Origin of the sequence: Novosphingobium aquae, from assembly GCF_037572715.1 — a bacterium.
Classification (GTDB): domain Bacteria; phylum Pseudomonadota; class Alphaproteobacteria; order Sphingomonadales; family Sphingomonadaceae; genus Novosphingobium; species Novosphingobium aquae.
Map to the genome: position 1 here is coordinate 50,772 of NZ_JBBHJY010000002.1, position 20,297 is coordinate 71,068.

16 protein-coding genes are annotated in these 20,297 nt (G+C 58.9%); 5 read left to right on the plus strand and 11 right to left on the minus strand.

Annotated elements, in window-relative coordinates:
• Positions 1–9: 9 nt before the first annotated feature.
• Positions 10–909, plus strand: a complete 900-nt coding sequence (locus tag WG900_RS05545) for an alpha/beta fold hydrolase (protein WP_339965415.1) — start codon at positions 10–12, stop codon at positions 907–909.
• A gap of 53 nt (positions 910–962) precedes the next feature.
• Here WG900_RS05545 and WG900_RS05550 read toward each other — a convergent pair whose 3' ends face one another.
• The 10 genes from WG900_RS05550 to WG900_RS05595 all read right to left on the minus strand — a co-directional run bounded on the left by WG900_RS05550 (position 963) and on the right by WG900_RS05595 (position 11,552).
• On the minus strand, positions 963–1,868 hold the full coding sequence (locus WG900_RS05550) for an SDR family NAD(P)-dependent oxidoreductase (protein ID WP_339965417.1): 906 nt from the start codon (positions 1,866–1,868) through the stop codon (positions 963–965).
• 31 nt (positions 1,869–1,899) lie between these two features.
• Entirely contained in the window at positions 1,900–3,696 is a 1,797-nt protein-coding gene (locus tag WG900_RS05555; RefSeq protein WP_339965418.1) for an acyl-CoA dehydrogenase, read from the minus strand.
• Positions 3,697–3,870: 174 nt separating this feature from the next.
• Positions 3,871–5,019 (minus strand): acyl-CoA dehydrogenase family protein, encoded by a 1,149-nt coding sequence (locus tag WG900_RS05560; RefSeq protein ID WP_339965420.1) that lies wholly within the window; start codon positions 5,017–5,019, stop codon positions 3,871–3,873.
• A gap of 44 nt (positions 5,020–5,063) precedes the next feature.
• Positions 5,064–5,894, minus strand: a complete 831-nt coding sequence (locus tag WG900_RS05565) for an enoyl-CoA hydratase/isomerase family protein (RefSeq protein ID WP_339965421.1) — start codon at positions 5,892–5,894, stop codon at positions 5,064–5,066.
• A gap of 64 nt (positions 5,895–5,958) precedes the next feature.
• Entirely contained in the window at positions 5,959–7,065 is a 1,107-nt protein-coding gene (locus WG900_RS05570; protein WP_339965422.1) for a CaiB/BaiF CoA transferase family protein, read from the minus strand.
• The gene (locus WG900_RS05575) at positions 7,062–8,207 is read right to left on the minus strand and encodes an acyl-CoA dehydrogenase family protein (RefSeq protein ID WP_339965423.1); all 1,146 of its coding nucleotides are present in this window, start codon (positions 8,205–8,207) and stop codon (positions 7,062–7,064) included. The genes WG900_RS05570 and WG900_RS05575 overlap by 4 nt, the downstream gene beginning before the upstream one ends.
• Positions 8,208–8,217: 10 nt before the next feature.
• Positions 8,218–9,372 (minus strand): acyl-CoA dehydrogenase family protein, encoded by a 1,155-nt coding sequence (locus WG900_RS05580; protein WP_339965425.1) that lies wholly within the window; start codon positions 9,370–9,372, stop codon positions 8,218–8,220.
• Between the two features lie 131 nt (positions 9,373–9,503).
• Positions 9,504–10,292 (minus strand): SDR family NAD(P)-dependent oxidoreductase, encoded by a 789-nt coding sequence (locus WG900_RS05585; protein WP_339965426.1) that lies wholly within the window; start codon positions 10,290–10,292, stop codon positions 9,504–9,506.
• Positions 10,289–11,065, minus strand: coding sequence for an enoyl-CoA hydratase/isomerase family protein (locus WG900_RS05590; protein ID WP_339965427.1), 777 nt, complete (start codon positions 11,063–11,065; stop codon positions 10,289–10,291). Before WG900_RS05590 ends, WG900_RS05585 begins: the two co-directional genes overlap by 4 nt.
• A 28-nt stretch (positions 11,066–11,093) precedes the next feature.
• Entirely contained in the window at positions 11,094–11,552 is a 459-nt protein-coding gene (locus tag WG900_RS05595; RefSeq protein ID WP_339965429.1) for a MaoC family dehydratase, read from the minus strand.
• A gap of 137 nt (positions 11,553–11,689) precedes the next feature.
• On the opposite strand from WG900_RS05595, the gene WG900_RS05600 reads away from it, so the two are divergent.
• From WG900_RS05600 to WG900_RS05615, 4 genes are all read left to right on the plus strand, one after another.
• Positions 11,690–13,264 (plus strand): class I adenylate-forming enzyme family protein, encoded by a 1,575-nt coding sequence (locus tag WG900_RS05600; RefSeq protein ID WP_339965430.1) that lies wholly within the window; start codon positions 11,690–11,692, stop codon positions 13,262–13,264.
• A gap of 5 nt (positions 13,265–13,269) precedes the next feature.
• On the plus strand, positions 13,270–14,310 hold the full coding sequence (locus tag WG900_RS05605; protein ID WP_339965431.1) for a DUF1254 domain-containing protein: 1,041 nt from the start codon (positions 13,270–13,272) through the stop codon (positions 14,308–14,310).
• 19 nt (positions 14,311–14,329) lie between these two features.
• The gene (locus tag WG900_RS05610; RefSeq protein WP_339965432.1) at positions 14,330–16,243 is read left to right on the plus strand and encodes an alkyl sulfatase dimerization domain-containing protein; all 1,914 of its coding nucleotides are present in this window, start codon (positions 14,330–14,332) and stop codon (positions 16,241–16,243) included.
• A gap of 214 nt (positions 16,244–16,457) precedes the next feature.
• Positions 16,458–17,453 (plus strand): NAD(P)H-dependent flavin oxidoreductase, encoded by a 996-nt coding sequence (locus tag WG900_RS05615; RefSeq protein ID WP_339965433.1) that lies wholly within the window; start codon positions 16,458–16,460, stop codon positions 17,451–17,453.
• Between the two features lie 21 nt (positions 17,454–17,474).
• Here the strand turns inward: WG900_RS05615 and WG900_RS05620 are convergent, their stop codons facing one another.
• Positions 17,475–20,294, minus strand: coding sequence for a winged helix-turn-helix domain-containing protein (locus WG900_RS05620; RefSeq protein ID WP_339965435.1), 2,820 nt, complete (start codon positions 20,292–20,294; stop codon positions 17,475–17,477).
• Between the last annotated feature and the right edge of the window lie 3 nt (positions 20,295–20,297).

A 20,297-nucleotide genomic window follows, 5' to 3' on the forward strand; every position in this document is an offset into this window, starting at 1 on the left:
GAACCGGACTTGGCCGAGGCAATTGGTATCGAATCCCTGACGTTGAGCAATGGCGATCTGAGATTTTCCGCACGTGCAGCCGGAACGGGGGAACTGGTGCTGCTGCTTCATGGCTTTCCCGACACCGAGCGTAGCTTTGATGCACAATTGCTTGCCCTCGCAGCCGCCGGTTATCGCGCCGTTGCGGTGCGCATGCGCGGGTATGAGCTCACGTCACAGCCCGGCGATAATGATTACCACGCAGTCCGCATGGCTGAGGACGTAATCGGCTGGATCGGACAGCTGAACGAAACGCGCGCGCATCTCGTCGGGCATGACTGGGGCTCCATTATCGCGCAGGTAGCCGCCGCTCTATCAGCAAGCCATTTCGCTTCCTTGTCGATGCTTGCAGTGCCGCGCATGCGCCCATTCACCCGCCTCGTAAGCTCCGACCGCAGGCAGGCCGTTCGATCGCTCTATGGTGTCTTTTTCCAGATCCCGCGCATTTCCAACTGGGCAATCAGGATCGGCCATTTTGCTTTCCTCGAGTGGCTGTGGCGGCGTTGGTCGCCTGGCTGGGACGCGCCCAAATCGATGCTGGACGAACTGAAGGCGACTTTCGCCGAGCCAGGGGTAATCCACGCGGCACTCTCCTATTATCGCCAGAACCGAGACCGAAGGTCGCCAGCGGGCCAAGTGTCCGCCGCGCTGCTCCGGCAAGCCATACGCGTCCCTACACTTGGCCTCTACGGAGCAAACGACGGCTGCATTGGAGCCGACATATTCGCCCGCTCGATGCCAGAACAGGACTTCCTCGCCGGTCTGCAATTGCATTGTGTCCCGGACGCGGGCCACTTTTTCCATCTTGAACGACCCGCCTTGGTCAATTCGATTCTCGTTGAATTTCTGAACGCGAACAGGTCAGGTTAGATCAACCTCCTGCGCACGGCAGAAAGCAAGGCATTGGGGCCTTGCGGTCTGGGTTAGCGCGAGTCACCGGGGGAAATCAGATGGCCCCGCGCAACGGCATGGAAGCCTTGCGGCGCTTCATCGCCAAATCGGTCGCTGATGGCTTCGAAATGCGCTCCAACGCCCTCGGGCTGCAAGCTGAGTTCGGGCAATTCCAGTCCTTGCGTGTGGGTTATGTAGGCGCGTTCGTAGCGCTTTGCACCGGCGGCGAGGATAGCGCCGGAGGGCGCCTCTGCGCTCACCAGATAAAGCGCGGCAGCAACTACGGTTGCTGTGTCCATCCGAGCCAGATCAGCAGTTCCGACAATATCCCTGGTCATCCGTGTCGCTGCTGCCGGGGCAATGGTATTGACGCAGATGCCATCGCGCCGTCCTTCGGCGGACAACGCATTCATCAGCCCTACCAGTCCTAGTTTGGCCGCCGCATAGCTGGCAGCGCCAGGAACCGGATAAAGCGCGCCCTCGGACGTGGTCATCAAAATGCGGCCGAAACCTTGCCGTCGCATGTGGTGCCAGACTGCATGGCTGCAAAGCGCCGAACCGATCAGGTTCACCTCAACAACTTGCCGGAAATCCGCCATCGCTGCACGTGCGAAGTAACCGGATTGCAAGATACCGGCGTTGTTGATGAGTATGTCAACTCGTCCCCATTGCCTCACGGTTCGTTCGACCATGTCAAGCACCCCGGCGTTGTCTGTGACGCTGCAATCGCTTGACAGCGCTTCGCCTCCGCCATTCCGAATTTCTTGAACTACCTGCTCAACTGCTCCGACATCATTGCCTCTGCCCGAACTGTCGCAGCCAAGGTCATTGACCATTACCCTCGCGCGTCTTTTCGCCAACGCGAGCGCATATTCCCGCCCCAGCCCGTTTGCGCCGCCCGTGACAATCGCGACCTGCCCAGAAAAATCGATCGTCATGCCGATTTTCCAGGCCGCGAGAGGCCGGCCATCAGGTCCCCGTGAACCAGTCTGACCCCGCCTCAAGGCAGGTGCGATCGAGCGACCCGACCAGAGCGAAGCGGGCATGCACCAGTGGCAGCTCGTGACGGAAGAAATAGCGGCAGGCCGCGACCTTGCCCGAATAGAAAGCTATTTCTGTAGTCCCTCTTTCGAGGGCCTCGGTCGCCAGCATGGCCTGCTGGAGCCAGAACCAGCCAATCACCACGTGCCCGAATGCATCAAGGTAGATCGTCGCATTGGCCAGCCCCACTTCCAAATCGGATTCTGAAAGGACCACTGCTGTTGCTTCTTCCAGGGCAAGCACCGCGGCCTCGAGCAGTGCCGCCTCTGAGGGAAGTTCGGCATAAGTCCGGGCTTCGGCGATCGTGGCGCGGATCTGTTCGAGCAGAAGGGCCAGCGCACGGCCATCGTGCATCCTGACTTTGCGCCCCAGCAAATCAATCGCCTGGATGCCAAAAGTCCCCTCGTGAATGTGGTTCAGCCGGTTATCGCGGTAATAGCGCTCCACCGGATAGTCGCGCGTGTAGCCGTAACCGCCCAGAACCTGGATTGCCCACTTGTTAGCCTCAAGGCAGTACTCCGAGGGCCATGACTTGGCGATTGGGGTGAGCAAATCGAGCAACAGACCTAGGTCGGCGCGTTCGGCCGAATCGCTCGATGCTTTCTGTCGATCCACCAGCAGCGCGCAATAGGTCAACAGGGCCTGCGCCCCTTCCACCGCTGCCTTCTGCGCCATCAGCATCCGTTTGACATCGGCGTGCTCGATGATCGGAACCTGCGGTGCAAGAGGCGATTTGCCGTTCGCTCGGCGCCCTTGCGGCCGGCTGCGAGCATAGTCGAGCGAATAGAGATAACCGGCCAGCGCCGACATGACCGATGCATGGCCAACGCTGATGCGCGCTTCATTCATCATATGGAACATCTGGCCAAGGCCATTGTTCAATTCGCCAACGAGGTAACCGACACTCTCTCCATCCTCGCCGAAATTCAGCAGACAGTTAGTGATCCCGCGCTGGCCAAGTTTATGGTTGAGCCCGGCCAGAACCACGCCGTTTCGCTCGCCAACGGTCCCGTCCGCACCAACCTTCCGCTTCGGCACGATGAATAGTGAAATTCCCTTGACGCCTGCAGGCGCATCCGGGGTGCGCGCCAGAACCAGATGGACAATGTTCTCGGAAATCTCATGATCGCCGCCCGAAATCCACATCTTGGTCCCAGTGATGCTGTAACTGCCATCCTGGCGAGGCACGGCGCAGGTGCGAATGTCCGACAGCGATGACCCCGCCTGCGGTTCGGACAAGCACATCGTGCCAAACCACCGCCCCTCGAGCATCGGCGGCAGAAACAACTTCTGCTGTTCTTCAGTGCCAAAAGTAGCGATGAGATTGGCATTTGCGATCGTCAGGAAGGCATAATTGGCGATGCCAAGATTTGCCGATGTGAAGATGCCGTTGATCGCCATTGTGACGATAAGCGGCAGTTGCAGACCGCCGTGTGCCCGATCAAATCCAGCCGCGAAGAAACCCGCATCAGCATAGGCCTGGAGCGCCTCGCCGACCTGCGGAATGACCTGCGCCTGACCATTAGCGAATGTTGGCTCATGCGCATCCAGCGCCGCCGCACAGGGCAGATATTTCTCTTCGGCAATCGCCTCGGCAATATCGAGCATACCTTCGACCATTCCGCGGTCGAGCCCTTGATAGCGCTCGGTTTCAAACAGCGCTTCTGCGTCGAAGCACTCGAACAGCAGAAAATCGAGATCGCGACGATTGACGATGTGCGGCAAACCGGGCCTCCATGACAAACTACTTCCCGGCCGACTCATGAAACAGGCTTGCCTAAAGCCGAGACCAAAGGTGCGGGAAGGTACAACTGGCGCAGCCGTAGCCTGCGGCTGCGCCGATCAACGAGGCAATCAGCGTGGAAATCGCCTCAATGAAACCTCGTTGCTGAGCTCCTGTCAGACGAAGGCGGAAACCCCCGTCAAGGCACGGGCGATGATCAGCTTCTGGATTTCGGTTGTGCCATCGGGGATCGGAATCACGATCGCCTCCCGGGCCAAGCGTTCAACGTTAAATTCCTTGGTCAGGCCGTTGCCACCATGAATCTGCACCGCATCGCGGCATACCTTGACCGCCGACTCAGTGGCAAACCACTTAGCCATTGAAGACTGCATGTCGCAGCGAATGCCCATGTCAATCATTGACAACGCACGATAGCACATCAGCTTCGATGCATCGAGCAGCGTCGCCATCTCGGCGATCTTGGCGGCAATCAACTGGTGCGAGGCAATGACCTTGCCGAACTGCTTGCGCTCCTTGGCATAGGCAATGGTCTCTTCCAGTGAAGCGCGCATCAGTCCGATTGAGAGCAGCCCGACGTGTGGCCGCGCCATTTCGAATTCTTTGACCGTGTTTTTCAGGCCAACGCCTTCCTCGCCACACATGTTCGAATGCGGCACGCGGGCATCCGTTACGAAGATCTGGGCAGTCGACTGCGAATTGAGCGCGATCTTTTCGATGTTGCGTGTTTCATACCCATGTTCCTCACGGTCGATGAGAAAGTGAGACAGGCCCTTCTCGCTGGTCCGTGTGGTGCAGATGAAGAAATCCGAATAGTGACCGCCCGTGATCCAGGTCTTTTCGCCGTTGATTACCCAGTGATCGCCGTCACGCACGCCCTTGGTTTTGATGTCGATAACGTTCGAGCCGACGTCCGGCTCGCTGATCCCAAAGGCACCGAAAACCCTGCCCGCCATTACCCCCGGGAGATAGCGCTCACGCAGGTGTGCCGGAGCAAGGTTGGCAAGGAAGCGCGCAATCCCGCAGTTGATCATCATAAACAGTCCGATATCGACCGAAACCGTCATCAGTTCTTCAAGCAGCATCGCCCGGGTCACCAGCGGCAGGCCGAGGCCGCCGAATTCTTCCTGGATATCTGCACCAGGCAGCCCGAATTCCGCCAGGGCCGGTGTAATTTCCAGCATCGCCTCTTTGGGGATGAAGCGATCGGTGTACTGGCGGGCGAAGGGACGTATCTCGCTTTCAAGGAACTTGCGAAAGCTATCAACGGCAAGTTGCTGTTCCTCAGTGGGCAGAACATATGTCATATGATTGTTATCCCTAATAAATTGAATGCTGCCGGCAAAGACGGTCAGTAACCGCGGAACTGCGGCTCACGCTTTTCGACGAAGGCGCTGAGGCCCTCTTGGATATCCCAGCTGCGGCCATGGTTGCGATTTTCGAGGAGTTCATGGCGCAAGGCATCGGCGGCGCTCTTGTCCGCAGCCTCGTTCGCCACGCGTTTCATCGCCGAGAGCACCAGCGGGCTCTTCCTTGCCAGCTTCTCGCCCAGCTCCTGCACCCTCGCATTAAGACCCTCAAGGGGGACCACCTCGTTGACCAAGCCATACATGTGCGCATCGGCAGCCGAGATCGCATCGCCGGTCAAAAGCATGTAGCGGGCAACATTTGCGGGAATCCGCCGCGGCAGCAGCGCCGCGCCTCCGCCGCCGGGGAACACTCCGAAATTGGAATGCGCATCGGCAAAACGCGAGCCTTCAGCCGCGATCACGATATCGCAGGCCAGCACGATCTCGAGCCCGCCTGCATAAGCGAGGCCGTTGACGGCAGCGATCACTGGCTTGGGGTAAGCGCGCAGCATATCGAAGAGAATCACGATCAGGTCTAGCAAATCCTTCTGCCCTGGTTCTGGCACCTGCCCAGCTTGCTTGAGGTCCGCTCCCGCGCAAAAGGCGCGGCCGTTTGCCGCAACCGCAATGGTGCGTATTCCCGCGTCTTCCCGCCAGGCTTCAAGCCTTTCCGTAAATTGCAGAACACTCTCGCGGTCGAGGCTGTTCAACGCGTCGGGACGATCAAGCACGATCCAACCTACGGCCCCGTTCTGTGAATATGCAATCGGCACTCTGTGCTCCATATTGAATTCGGTTGATGCACTTGAGATTATGGAGACAGCTTCCCCCAAGCGAACCCCTCATGGTGGGGGGTTCGCTAGGACACGTAGTCACATTCGGACAAACCGCGACTTGCTAAGCCAGCCAATCGGCCATGACGGATGCCAGGTCCCCGCCGCGGTCAGGAACTGTCCCTATTCCCGTCGCGGGCGTGCCTGAAAAACGTGGGGCGGGAGCAGCCTGGAGCACACCGTCAACCTCGCAGTAGACTTGGCGGGCTTCCATATGCGGATGATGCGCGGCTTCAACCGGGCTCAGCACCGGAGCAAAGCAGACGTCCGTGCCTTCAAGCAATGTGCACCACTCGGCCCGAGAGCGGGTTGCGAACAGGGCTTCCAACCGCGCGCGCAAGACGGGCCAACGCCCCAGGTCTTCGCGATCGGCAAATTCGGGATCGCCAAGCAGATCGAGCTTTTCAAGCAACAGGCGATAAAACTTGGGTTCGACCGCACCCAGTGTAATGTAGCCATCATCAGCGCAGCGATAGGTGGAATACCAGAAGGCTCCATCTAGGCCGCTTCGTCCGCGCTCGATTTCCATTGCTCCGCCCGCCATAAGGCTGAGCAGCAAGCTGGTCAGGTGCGCGCTGCCATCGACGATCGCCGCATCGACGACCTGCCCCTCGCCGCTGCTCCGCGCATGCATTGTCGCCGCGAGCACGCCGACCGCAAGATACAGCGCGCCGCCACCAATATCGCCGACCAGACTAGGGGGAGCGAGTGGCGGCTGCCCGGGAACCCCGGAATACCAGAGCGCGCCCGACAGGCCGATATAGTTGAGATCGTGACCTGCTGCCTGCGAGAGCGGACCATGCTGGCCCCAGCCGGTCATCCGGCCATAGACCAGCGCGGGATTGCGCGACATGCATTCGTCAGGGCCCAACCCCAGTCGCTCCATCACGCCAGGACGCATGCCTTCGATCAAGATATCGCACGCGCCGACCAGATTGAGCACGGTCGCAATCCCGGCGGGGTCCTTGAGGTCAACCGCGATGGATCGTTTGCCACGGTTGGTTATGGCTGCGGCGCCAAGATCGATGTTCTCGCCGTTCGGGACAAGCCGATCGACAAGAACCACATCCGCGCCCAGATCCGCCAGCAGCATGCCGCAGAAGGGTGCGGGACCGAGCCCGGCAATTTCCAGAACCCTTATTCCCGCCAGCGGGCCAATGCCACGGCTCATTCTGCGGCCTCAGCAAGCTCGCCAAGGAGGCTGGCGGTGCAGATGCGCTCCTGAACAATGCGCCCCCCCAGCAGCGCGTCGGCGACGACGGCGCGCTTGAAGTAATGGCCTATCGCGCATTCCTCGGTCATGCCAATGCCGCCGTGCAGCTGGATCGCCTGGGCGCATATGCTGCGTGCAGCGCCGGTAATCAGCGCCTTTGCACCCGCAAGCGTGGCCACGCGCGTCTCCGCCTCGTCGTTTTCCTGCGAAGCCAGGGCCACAAACAGCATCGATCGGGCCAGTTCCAGTTCAGCAACCATATCCGCCATGCGGTGCTGCAGGCTCTGAAAGCTGCCAATGGTAACCCCGAACTGCTTGCGGGTTCGCAGATAATCAGCCGTGATCTCGATCGCACGTTCCATTGCACCGACCAACTCGGCGCAGAGCGCGCAAGTCGCGTAGCCAAGTCCGGCTTCGAGCGCACGAAGCCCATCTCCCTGAAGCAGCCGCGCGTTTGCGCCATCAAGCGTGATGGTTGCAGCAAGACTGCCATCATGCAGCAGGGTTGGGCTGATCGAGAGGCCCGGCGCCCCGGCCTCGACGATGCACAAGGCGATTCCGTCCCGCGCATCAATGGATCCGGCGAGACGGACAGAGACGAGATAGGCATCGGCGCCGACCCCGCCGAGAACCAGTGTCTTGGTGCCATGCAAGCGCAGGATATCGCCCTCGCCTTTGGATGTTGTCGCAACGACATTCGGGACGCCGCGCGCTGCAGTCTCGCTCCAGGCGACTGCGATCCGCTGCGAACCGTCACACAATCTCGGCAGCAAGGCAGTCTTCGCCTCGGCATCATCGCTCGCCAGCAAAGTCTGCAAGCCGAGCACTGCGCTGCCCAGCCATGGCTCGATCACCAGTCCACGCCCAAACTGTTCGCAGATGATCGCCGTGTCGATTACGCTGCCGCCGAAACCGCCAAACTCTTCTGGACAAGACGCAGCAATCCAACCGTTTTCGGCAAATTTTTGCCAAATCGCCGCACTGCCGCCGCCCGCTGCCGCGACCAGTTTCATGCGGGCATCGAAATCGTATTCGTTCTGCAGAAAGCGGGCGACACTATCGCAGAGCATTTGCTGCTCGGTATCAAAGGTGAAGTCCATCGTCAGTACCTCAAAGTCCGAACATCAGCTTCGCGACAATTCCCCGCTGGACCTCGTTGGTCCCGCCATAGATCGTCGAAGCTCGCCGGAAGAACATTTCGGAAGTGATCCCGTCACCCTCAACCGGATCAACCAGCGGGCCATCGTCGCCCAGCATTTCGACCATGAATACGGTCATGCGCTGTTGCAGATCGGTCGCCCTCAGCTTGAGCATCGAGCCCAGGGCATGCGCGAAATGCCCCTGATCACCATGCAGAGCCGCCGAACGACGGACCATCATGGCCAATGCTTTCAATTCCGTCTCGAACCGCGCGATCTGAACGGCAAAGTCAGCTTGCCGGGCCATTGCGGCCATGCCCACGGTGATACTCCGGGACATCTTCTTCATCCGGGCAAGATATGCCTTCAGGATCGGCAGGTCTGCGGTGGATGCGTGTTCATTGTTAAGCAGGAACTTGGTTATGCTCCAGCCCATGCCCTCTTCGCCGATCAGGTTCCCGACGGGCACTTCGACCTCGTCGAAAAATACCTCATTTAGGTGATGCTGGCCATCGATGCTGATGATCGGCCGGACAGTGATTCCGGGCGTCTTCATGTCGATCAGCAGGAAGCTGATCCCGGCCTGCTTCTTGACCTCGGCATTGGTCCGGGCAAGCAGGAAGATCCAGTCCGCCCGGTGCGCGTAGCTTGTCCAGATTTTCTGGCCATTGACGATATAGCGATCTCCCCGGCATTCTGCACGGGTGCGCAGCGAGGCGAGATCCGAGCCGGATCCCGGCTCTGAGAAGCCTTGGCACCAATGCCGCTCCCCCGCCAGAATCGCCGGCACATGAGCCTGCCATTGTTCCGGTGTGGCAAACTGGTTAAGAACCGGCCCAAGCAGCTTTTGGGCAAAACCTTCCAGTGAGGGTGCGCCAGCCAGAGCGCATTCCTCGTCGAAGATCAGTTGCTCTTCGACGCTCCATCCAGTCCCGCCGTGGCGTTCGGCCCAATAGGGGGCGCCCCAGCCCTTCCCGTTCAGGATACGCTGCCAGCGAACTGTCGCATCGCGGGGAGAAACCATAGCGATTTTCGTCTGGACCAAATCCTGCGGAAGGTTGTCACGCAAGAAAACGCGGACAGTCTCGCGAAAGGCCTCCAACGTTGGATCAGGCCGAAAATCCATAAACTCTCCGTTACAAGCCAGTAATCAGGCGGCGGTGCCGCTCACCTCAAAAGGTCGCCACGGCGCGAATTAAGAGATGCGTGGAACCAATTTATCTGGAGTTGAACCGCTCGAATTGGGGGGGGCGGGTTTCAGGGCCCACAGTTGGCCGCCCAGCCTCCATCGACAGGGATAACCGCGCCCGAAACATACGAGGCGGCATCGGAGACCAAAAAGGCCACAACTTCGGCAATTTCTTCAGGCCGAGCCAGCCGCTTCAGCGGGATGCGGTCGAACACCTGACGGAAGTCTGCGCCAATTCCCCCTTCGACATTGGCTAGCGCAGTCCGAGTGAATCCTGGGGCAACGGCATTCACGCGAACCCCCTGGCCAGTCAGGTCAGCCGCCATCGTCTGGGTCATCATCGTCAAGGCGGCCTTGGCAACGGCATAACCGTTCGACCCCCGCATCGGGCGCAGGGCTGTAATCGATGCCATGTTTACGATGCTACCCTGGGCCTGACGGTCCAACACGTGCCGGGCAAAAAGCTGGCTGCTGATGAAAGCGCCTTTGAGATGCACGTCGATCAAGCGCTGCCACTGCGCCAGATCCTGCTGTGCCGTTGGAACCACGTGCTCTATGATCCCGGCATTGTTCACCAGAATGTCGATCTTGCCGGCGAAGGCGATGGCGTGATCGAAAACTGCCCGCATATCCTCTTCAAGGCTGACATCGCCGCCGCAAACCGTGCAGGCTCCGGCGGGGAATTGCACCGCCGCAGCCCGTGCGCGAGATATGTCCCGGTCCATTATCGTGACTGAGGCGCCAAACTGGCAAAGCTTGCGCGCCACGGCGAGGCCGATCCCTCCCGCAGCACCCGTTACGATTGCAGCTCGTCCCGCCAGCGCCCCTACCGCAATGGTGCTTAAAGCGTCGCTCATTTGCCCTTATCGCGAAACTTGCGCACCAGTGCGGCGTGTTCGGTGGTCTGGTTAGACATGGCCTCATAGGCCAGACCGGTATCCATCATCGAGTGGGCAAGTTGCTTGAGCGCGATATTGATGGTGGTCTTGGTCCAGCGGATTGCCTTGGTCGCGCCCGCAGCAAGTTCGTCCGCAAGTTGATCCACGGCCGCATCAAGTTCGCTTGCCGGCATGGAGCGATTGATCAAACCAATTTCTGCCGCCTGCGGCGCAGTAATCGGCTTTCCGGTCAACAAATACTCTTTGGCGCGGGCAAAGCCGATCAGTTGCGGCCAGATGATCGCCCCCCCATCGCCGGCGACAAATCCGATCGAGACGTGCGGATCCGCGATGCGAGCATGATCTGCGGCATATGTGATGTCGCAGAACAGCGCGATCGTTGCGCCCAGTCCCATGGCGTGGCCATTGATCTTGGCAATGATTGGCTTCTCGCAATCAAGTAGGGTGAAGACGATCCGTTTGGCCTCATAGACGACGGTCTCGAACAATTCCGGATTGTCGATCGTTTCCTGCATGGAATCGATGTCGCCGCCTGCACTGAAAGCCCTGCCCGCGCCGGATAGGACGATGACGTCCGATAAGGGATCGGCATCTGCGGCTGTGAAGACGCGGGTCAGTTCCTCGTGCATAACCGCATCGACCGCGTTTAGCGTCCTTGGGAGGTTGAGGGTCAAGTAGAGCACTCTCCCGCGTCGATTAATCTGGACGGTCTTGAATGATGACTGTTCCATGCGGTTCTTCCTGAAGATTCACGAAATATCAGACGAAGTAGAGGGTCACCCATTCCGCCATCAAAGCGGGCTTGGCCTCGCCCTCGATCTCGACAACGAATTCCATGGTGTGCTGGAACTGGCCGCCACCTTTGGTTTCATAGGCAATCTGCTTGAAACGGCCGCGCACGCGCTTGCCGACCTTTACAGGAGCCAGAAACCGGGTGCGATTACCGCCATAGTTGACGCCCATCTTCATGCCCACGGGCAGCGGTAAATCAGCCGCCTGAGCAAGCATCGGGAAGAGAGAAAGCGTCAGGAAGCCGTGCGCGATTGTCGAACCGAAGGGCGTATTGCGAGCAAGTTCCGGATTGACGTGGATGAACTGGAAATCGCCGGTTGCCTCTGCAAAGCGATTGATTCGCTCCTGATCGACCAGCACCCAGTCCGAAACGCCGATCTCTGTGCCATTCAACGCAAGGAATTCTTCTTCAGTTAAATTACGCAAGGGTCCCTCCGTGCTTGCCTGCAATCTGTCACCCCCGAAGGCTAACGAGTGCCTCGCTGGACACGACCCCCTCCTGATGAGGGGGATATTGCTGGGGCAGACGCACTAGGCTGGGCGCAGTTTGGAGAGGACCGCCCATGAAAATCAATTTCGCGCGGACCACCCGCGAAATCGCCGACCGATATCCTCACCTAGAGGCGCTGGTGAATACCGAGCGCGGACGCCGCTACACATTTCCGGAATTCGACCGGTTAACCAACCGGATCGTCAACATGATCCACGGCAAACTTGGCCTGGGTCGCGGCGATCGCTTCCTGTGCATCCTGGAAAACGATAATCTCTCGCTTCTGCACGCACCTACGGTTCTCAAGGGCGCGGCGGCAGCGGCATGGACGAACTATCGCGATTCCTTCGACGAGCATTGCTGGCAAATCGACTGGATCGAGCCGAAAGCAGTGTTCCTGGAAAAGGAGCTGGTCGTTCGGTATCATTCCTTCCTGAGCGAGCGCGGCATCGCCATCGTCTCGATGGATCCCTGCCCCGGCTTTCCCGGTGTGGTCCACTTCTGGGAAATGCTCGAAGGCGTCAGCGATGCAGATCCGGGAATCGAGAGCGACGTCGACACCGACCCGATCATCTACCGCTTTACCGGTGGCACTACCGGCAAGAGTAAGTGCGCCGAATACAGCATCGATAACTGGTTGGCGGGGCGCGACGCCTACTATGTGCCGCACGACAACCCGTTTCGGCCTGGCGCACGCAACCTGCTGATGGCGCCGCTGAGCCATGGCGGGGCGATCTCGATCATGTCCTCGTTTTTTCGCGGCTGCTGCCTTGTCACCCAGAACGCCCCTGATCTCGACCTTTGGTGCAACAATGTCGAAAAGGAGCGGATCAACATTGCGGGCCTAGTGCCGACGTTGTGCTACCGCCTGCTCGAACTAGAATCGGCCAGCCGTTACGATCTTTCATCCCTTGATGCGGTGATTTACGGTGCAGCGCCGATGAGCGCCACAAAGCTGGCCTCGCTGCAAGCGCGTTTCGGCAATGTCTTCATCCAGATTTACGGATCGACGGAATGCTGGGTGCCAGCACTCTATCTTTCAAAGTTGGATCACCAAGCGGAAGGCGTGGACCTGGAGCGGCGGCTCGCCTCGGCCGGTCGGGTGTTGCCAGGTTGCGAACTGATGATCGTTGATGAAACCGGAATGCCAGTACCCGATGGCGAAACCGGTGAGATCTGGATTCGCAACCGAGGGATCATCCGTGGATACTATCGCAATCCGGAGGGCACTGCAGAGGAATTCAGTGACGGCTTCTGGCATTCCGGCGACCTTGGTTTCCGCGACCCCGAAGGATTTGTGACGATTGTCGACCGCAAGAAGGACATGGTCATAACCGGCGGCTTCAACGTCTACGCAGTCGAGGTGGAGGCCGCGATCAATGCTCATGCCGCCGTGAGTAATTCCGCCGTTATCGGGATCCCGCATCCCGAATGGGGAGAGGCAGTTCACGCCGAAGTGATCCTGTTGCCCGGCAAGAAAGTTACTGCAGAGGAACTGATCGGTTTCGTCAAAAGCCGGATCGGCAAGCACAAGGCGCCCAAAAGCATAACATTTGTTCCAGAACTACCAGTAAGCGCCGCCCACAAGGTTCTCCGTCGAACGGTGCGCGACAAATACTGGCACCACCATGACCGGCGAGTGGGATAACAGTGATGAAGCGATCCCTACGGATGCGTGCTTCAATCGGTGGGATCATAGCCACCCTGGGCACGCCCTGTGCTGCCAGCACGGAGTCTATTTCGCTCGTTGTAACACCCACGAATTTCGCGCGCGCCGAAACAGACGGCTACTTCGCGAGCGCCATTGCCCGAGGCGGGCTCGGCCGCTTCTCCCACATGCGAGAACTGGCCTCTCCAGATCGGCCACTCGTCATCAGGCCCAATCGCGATACGCTCTATTCCACGGCCGTGTTCGATCTGGATGCAGGGCCGGTAACGATTAGTTTGCCCGACGCCGGAGCGCGATATTTCTCACTGACTGTCATTGACCAGAACCATCATATCCCTCTGATCCGGCACGGCGCGGGCAGATACCGGATCGACCGAAAGTCTGTCGGCACCCGATACGCGATGGTCGGGTTGAGGATCTTCGTCGATCCGACCCGAGCAAGCGACCTTGCCGTGGTTCGGCAGCTCCAGGATGCCGTCACCGTCGACCAGCCCAAAGGCCCGGGACATTTCGACAGAATCGATTGGGACAAGGTCAGCCTGGACAAAGTCCGCAAGGCCCTTTTGGCCCTTGGAGAAACTCTGCCAGACCTTGACCGGGCCTTTGGCAAGGCACGCGAAGTCGATCCGGTGGCGCACCTCGTCGGCACCGCCATGGCCTGGGGCGGCTTGCCGCGCAACGAGGCGACCTATCTCAACGTCACGCCCGCCCAAAATGACGGCAGCACGGTTTACCGAATTCGCGTAGGAAGGGTGCCTGTCAACGCCTTCTGGTCAATCACCGTCTACGATCACAACGGGAAATTGATATCAAACTCCATGCAGTCCTATTCGCTGAACAATCTCAGCGCCGTACCGGCCTCCGACCAAAGTGTGACAGTGCAGTTCGGAGGCTGTGAAAAGCAGCTGGCAAACTGCCTTCCGGTGACGCCTGGCTGGAACTACATGGTACGGCTTTACCGCCCGCGAAAAGAGATCCTCGATGACCGCTGGATTTTCCCCGCCGCCACTCGCGTTACTCCATGATCTTTGGGGACCGTCAAACATGAAAGCCAAGTCGGTGTTACCGTTTGCCAAGGGAGAAGGCGACGTGCGAAAGTATCAATTCGCTCTCGCCATGCTGTGTACTGCTCTCGCGTGCATGCCGGCAGTTGCACAAGATAGCTCTCAGCAAACCTGGCCCACTCCGTATATGGGTGCCGCCGACATGCCACTCGAAACTTTGCCCAATGGTGCGCGAGTAACGGCCGAGACGGCGAGATATTTCAACCTGCCAGCGAATTCGCCAGACCGCGCCTCTTACGATTCAGAAATGGTCTTGAAGGTAGCCGATGGTATCTGGACGCTTGCCCTGCCGTCTATCGTCAACGTCCATGTCGTCGAGGGCCCCGAGGGGCTGATCGTCTATGACACCGGCGACAGCCTCAAGGAAGGCGAGGCATTTTACCGGCTGTTGCGAAAGGCTACAAACGCGCCAATCCGGGCAATCATCTATTCCCATGAACACTACGCTCACGGCACCCGCGCCTTCGTGGATGGCGAAGCCGCGCGCGGAAATCGCCAGATCAAGATCGTGAGCAACACCGGTTTGAACCTTGAGATGATGCGAACACGAGGGGCCTATGCACTATATCCAGAGGTCGCGCCGGTGCTTGCGGCCCGCGCCCTGCAACAGTTCAATACCTACTTGCCAGAAAAAGGCCCCGACGCAGGTTTCAAGAATTCGATAAAACCCGGCGTGGACGGTTTCATGCCGGTAGATACGCCCGTAGTTGACGGCCAGAAGCTCAACCTTGCTGGCCTTGACGTGCATTTCAGAACGAGCGGCATCGAAACGGACTCGTTGTTCCAAGTGATGGCTTGGATTCCCGCAAAAAAAGCCCTGCTTAACAATATCGTCTGGGGCTGGTTTCCAAACATCTACAGCGTGCGTGGCGGCGGCTACCGCGATCCGCTTCTCTGGCGTCATGCTGTCGACGAGATCGCTGCGCTGCAGCCGGAAATCCTGCTGAGCACCCATAGTAGCTCGCTTGCCGGGCGGGATCAGATCGCGAAACGCCTGTCGGACTACCGTGATGCATTCTCCTTCGTGCTCGACCAGACCCTGAAGGGGATCTTGATGGGACAAGGGCCGGACGAACTCCGCTATTCGGTGAAGCTACCGCCGCGATTGCGCGAAGCCCCAATTCTGATACAGAACTACGGTGAAATCGCGCATATGCCGCCACGAATTTACTCGGCAATCTTCGGTCAGTTCGACGGTGACGCCGCCAACCTCAACCAGTTGCACCCAACCGAGGAAGCCCGGCGCATGGTTGAAGCAATGGGCGGAGGCAGCGCCGTGGCAAAGCGCATCAGTCGAGCCATAAAGGGCGGTGATTACCTTTGGGCCTGCAAACTTGCTGACTATCTTTTGCGCGTCAACGATTCCGGCCCCAATCGCCAGCTCAAGGCCGCGTGCCTGCGCGAAATGGGTTACCGCACTTTGGCGACCAACAGCCGGTCTTGGTACCTGAGCCAAGCACGCGCCTTGGAAGGCAAGACAGCGCTGCTCAAAGTTGCCCCTGTTCCTGCAGCGTCAATAGTCAGCAGCCCAGGTGACTATGTCGACTATTTCCGCATTAGGATAAATGCCGAACGGTCCGCAGATACCGACGAACTGCTGGTTCTGCGCTTTGGCCCGGACCAGGTCTTCGGGCTCAATATCCACCGCGGCCTCGCCGACTTTGTCGCCGACCCCGCACATGGCAAACGGGACGCCGACGTGATTGTTGAGATGAGTCCGCAGACTTGGGCAGCGATTTACAACAATCGCGCCGATGCTGCCGCCCTGCTTGATCAGGGAGCTATTCGCGTGACCAAGGGGACGGATACAAGTGCCCGGCGCCTCTTCGCCTTGTTCGATCCCATCTATGATTGGGCTGGCGATTCGGCCCTTAAAGCAATGGCGCCGCGTTGATCGCGCAAGCCCCCCCGCCATTGGGGGTGGTGCAGTCGACGCTGGGCAGGAAAACGGCTCAATCCATTTGAGGTCAGAGACCCCCTGATTGCCCTTGGCGTTGCAAGCACAACGCGTGCTCCCGCTTTGGTGCTGATCATCTGCGCAGCCTGTGACGAGCCGGTGGCGCAGGCTCCGGGCCCCATAAATTGTTCCGCTAGATTGAGGATACTCCATGCGCACCCGTATTACCGAAATGCTCGGCATCGAGCACCCCATTGTCCAGGGCGGAATGATGAATGTCGGCTTCGCCGGCCTAGCCAGTGCCGTTTCCAATGCCGGTGGGCTGGGTATCATAACCGCATTGAGCCAGCCGAGCCCTGCCGCCCTGCGTGACGAGATCGAGCGCTGCCGATCGCTGACCGACAAGCCATTCGGCGTAAACGTTTCGGTCCTGCCTTCGATCGCGCCGCCAAATTACAAAGACTATGTCGATGCAATCATCGCCAGCGGAATCAAAATTGTTGAAACGGCCGGGACCGCCGAAGTGCGGGAACTCTGGGCAATGATGAAACCCCATAGGATCACAATTCTTCACAAGTGCACTGCTGTCAGGCACGCGCTTTCAGCCGAACGTGCAGGCTGTGATATCGTGTCTATCGATGGCTTCGAATGTGCCGGTCATCCGGGTGAAGATGACATCCCCGGGCTGGTCTTGATCCCTGCTGCGGCGGACAAGGTCGGCATTCCGCTGCTGGCCTCGGGCGGCTTTGGCGATGGTCGCGGACTGGTAGCAGCGCTCGCGCTTGGTGCAGATGGGATCAACATGGGAACCCGCTTCTGCGCAACGCGGGAAGCTCCGATCCATGACAACATCAAGGCGCTCTATGTCGCCAACGACGAACGCGGCACCGACCTGATCTTCCGCAATCTCAAGAATACGGCGCGTGTCGGCAGGAACAGTGTTTCCGAAGAAGTTGCGCGACGACTGGCCAGGCCCGGCGCGGTATTCGAAGATGTCCGCGAACTCGTCTCGGGCGCGCGCGGCGCGGAAATGCTGCGATCAGGGGATCAGGAAGGCGGCATTTTCTGGGCGGGCATGGTCCAGGGCTTAATCCACGACATCCCGACCTGCGGCGAACTGATAGAGCGGATCATGGCTGAAGCGGAAGCGATCATCGCACGGCGGCTATCACCATTGGTTACCGGCATGGAGCCGGTCGAGGCCTGATCTGGTGCTGTCAAGCCAAGATTAGTCAAGCAAACCGCTCTTGCGCGCCTGGATCATCGCGTCGTAGCGGCAGGTGACGTCCAGCTTGAGGAAGATGTTCTTGAGGTTCCACTTCACCGTCTCGAGCGAGATGGCGAGCGTGTTGGCAATTCGCTTGTTGGACATCCCCGCCTCGACCAGCCGAACGATATCCACCTCACGAGGGGTGAGCACACCTTCGTCGTCATGGCCATCTGCGTTTGTGGCCCGGCGGCGGCGGCCCAGAGCCTGGTCCAACAGAGCCTCCGCATATTCCCGGAGGGCGGGCTCCACATCGGTGCGCGCAGCGAACCGCTCTAGCAACTGAACTGTCTCGTTGCCTTCCTCAAGAAAGGTCCAGAAGAGTCCATCTTGCGCCGCCCGCGCGATCGAGGCGTGCATGAAGTCCATAGCCTGGTTCTCATCCCCTGCCTTCAACGCTGAAACGGCTCCCAACAAGTCGATCGTGACGATCCAGCGTCCACGTCCGAGTCTGCATGCCATTGCGCGAGCAGTGGCCACAGCAGCCGTAGCTACTCCAAATTCACCGTCCCAAAGCGCAGCCCGGGCACGCAGCGCAGCCGCGATCATCGGAATCTCAGCGTTGAATCCGCGACTTTCACTGTGCCGCTGGGCCAAATCTTCAATCTGCCGCTCAATCCGCCTTGCAGCATCACGTTGGCGCTTCACTCGGAGCAATCGCCACTGTGAGTTCAGCATGTAAGCTGCCCCGCGATCGAGGCCCATACCGATGAACCGTTCTGCTTCAGAAGTCACCAGTTCCATTGCTTCGTCACTGGCTCCGCGAACCATACAGAGCCGGCTGGCCGTCAGTGCAGCGGATACCATTATGAACGGCGTCGTCTGACGAATGGCATGCCGACGATTGGCAAGCACTTCCTGCGCTTCGTCGATCCGGTTGGATTCAAGCAGGGCTTCGGCAAGTGTAACCGCGGTAAGATTTGCGCCAATCGAGCCTCGCCCACGACGGGCCACCTGCCGTTCGTATGCATTAAGCGCGTGCGGCAGGGCTTCGTGCGCCTTGCCTTGCAAAAGCAGAGCAACTGCCCGGCAGCCGACGGCAAGGAGCGCCATGCCGTCCAGCTTATCACTGTCATCAAGGCGGTGTATGCGATATTGGTCCAGCGCTTCTGAAAACCTGCCATCCGCCGCAAGCCCAGTCACGTGATAAGACAGGTATGCGTTGCGTTCGAACGCACTGATTCCAGGCGGCGGACGCATCACCTCCGTTAGGCTTAGTGAACCCGCAATGTCATCGCGTTGGTGGGCAATTGCGGCCTTGACCAAGGATCTCCTGAAGCGCTCGGTTTCGGGGTCATCTAGTACCCTTATGTGCTCCGCCCAAAGTTCGGCAAGTTGCGGTGCACCTGAGATTGCCAACGAAAGAGCACCGAGATAGGCGAGGCGGGGATAGGCGCTAAGACCTGAGATCGGAAGCCCATTGACCAGATGAAGCAGCGGCCCGATATGCGAGAGCCGCCAAGTGCTCGGCAAACACGTCTCGACGATGCGGATTGCTGCATCCGGATTGTGGCCCTTCAAAAAATGCCGGATCGCTTCGACCGGCAGGCCTTGCCGATCAAACCATTCCGCAGCCCGATGATGCAATCCATTCAATTCCTCCGCATCCCTTTGTTTCAGGCGGGAAAGTAAGAATTCGGCCAAGAGTGGGTGGAAACGCAACCAACCCGCCGGATCTTGGGAATCGGTTTTGATGACCAGCAAGTTTTCACTGACAATACGTGCCAGCCATTCAGCCGCACGATCATCTCCGGTGATCGCGCGTGCTATCGAAACATTGAAGCGATTGCAGATCGCCAGCGACTCCATGAACTCCAACAAGTCTGCAGGAAGGCCGCCAATCACTTCCTCAATAAGATAATTGTGCAAGTCAGCGGATTGACCGGCCAGACGGCGCATCTGATCACGGCCCCCCGGATGGTTCTTGAAGAGAATCGCGACCAGCTGGAGAGTTGCTGGCCAGCCGAAAGTCAGCTCGTGCAGCCTTAATGTTTCTTCAGGCGAAAGGACGTCCGTACTAAGATTGCGCTCCAGAAACGATCGCGTTTCGGCCAAGGTGAACGGCAGTTCGTTACAATCAATTTCCACCATCTGCGCCATAACCCGGTGCTTGGCGACACTGAGTGGCGGAACAATTCGCGAAGCAATGACGATATGAAGATTGCCTGGACTGTGATCAATGAGCTTTTGCACCAGCCGATTGGCCCAAGCATCAGTGACATGATGGTAATCATCAATCAGCAGGTAAATGTCTCGTCCAACACTTCGCAGTGAATTGACGATGACTGCAGTCGCCTCCTCAATCTGCTCTCGCATTTCCTCGGTAGCCAGCAGTTGTCCAGGCGTGGCCACGTCAAGCTGGTGCAGTGCCTCAAATAAATGGGCACTGAAACTGACGAGCGTGCCCTCTTCTTCGCTGAGTGATAGCCAAGCCACAGGATCCCCGGCCTTCATAAGCTCCTGACGCCACTGGGCCAGAAGGACCGTTTTCCCGAATCCAGGACTGCCCGAGACGAAGGTGATCCGTGCATCTCTGCTTGCGCGCAGTGCCTCAAGCAATTTGCTGCGCAGGATATGCCGCGTACCAATTCGCGGCGGCTCGAATTTTGTCGAGATCAGTAGCGGTTGAAGCCGCAAAAGTGGACCTGTTGATACCATTTCAGTTTGATCACCCGCAACGGTTGCACTTTCGAAGTTCCAAAGCAAGGGGAGGGCCGGGATTGACCGGCCCTCCCCGTTTGTTTGCGCACTATGCGGGTTGGAGGGATTATCGAGGGTCAATTT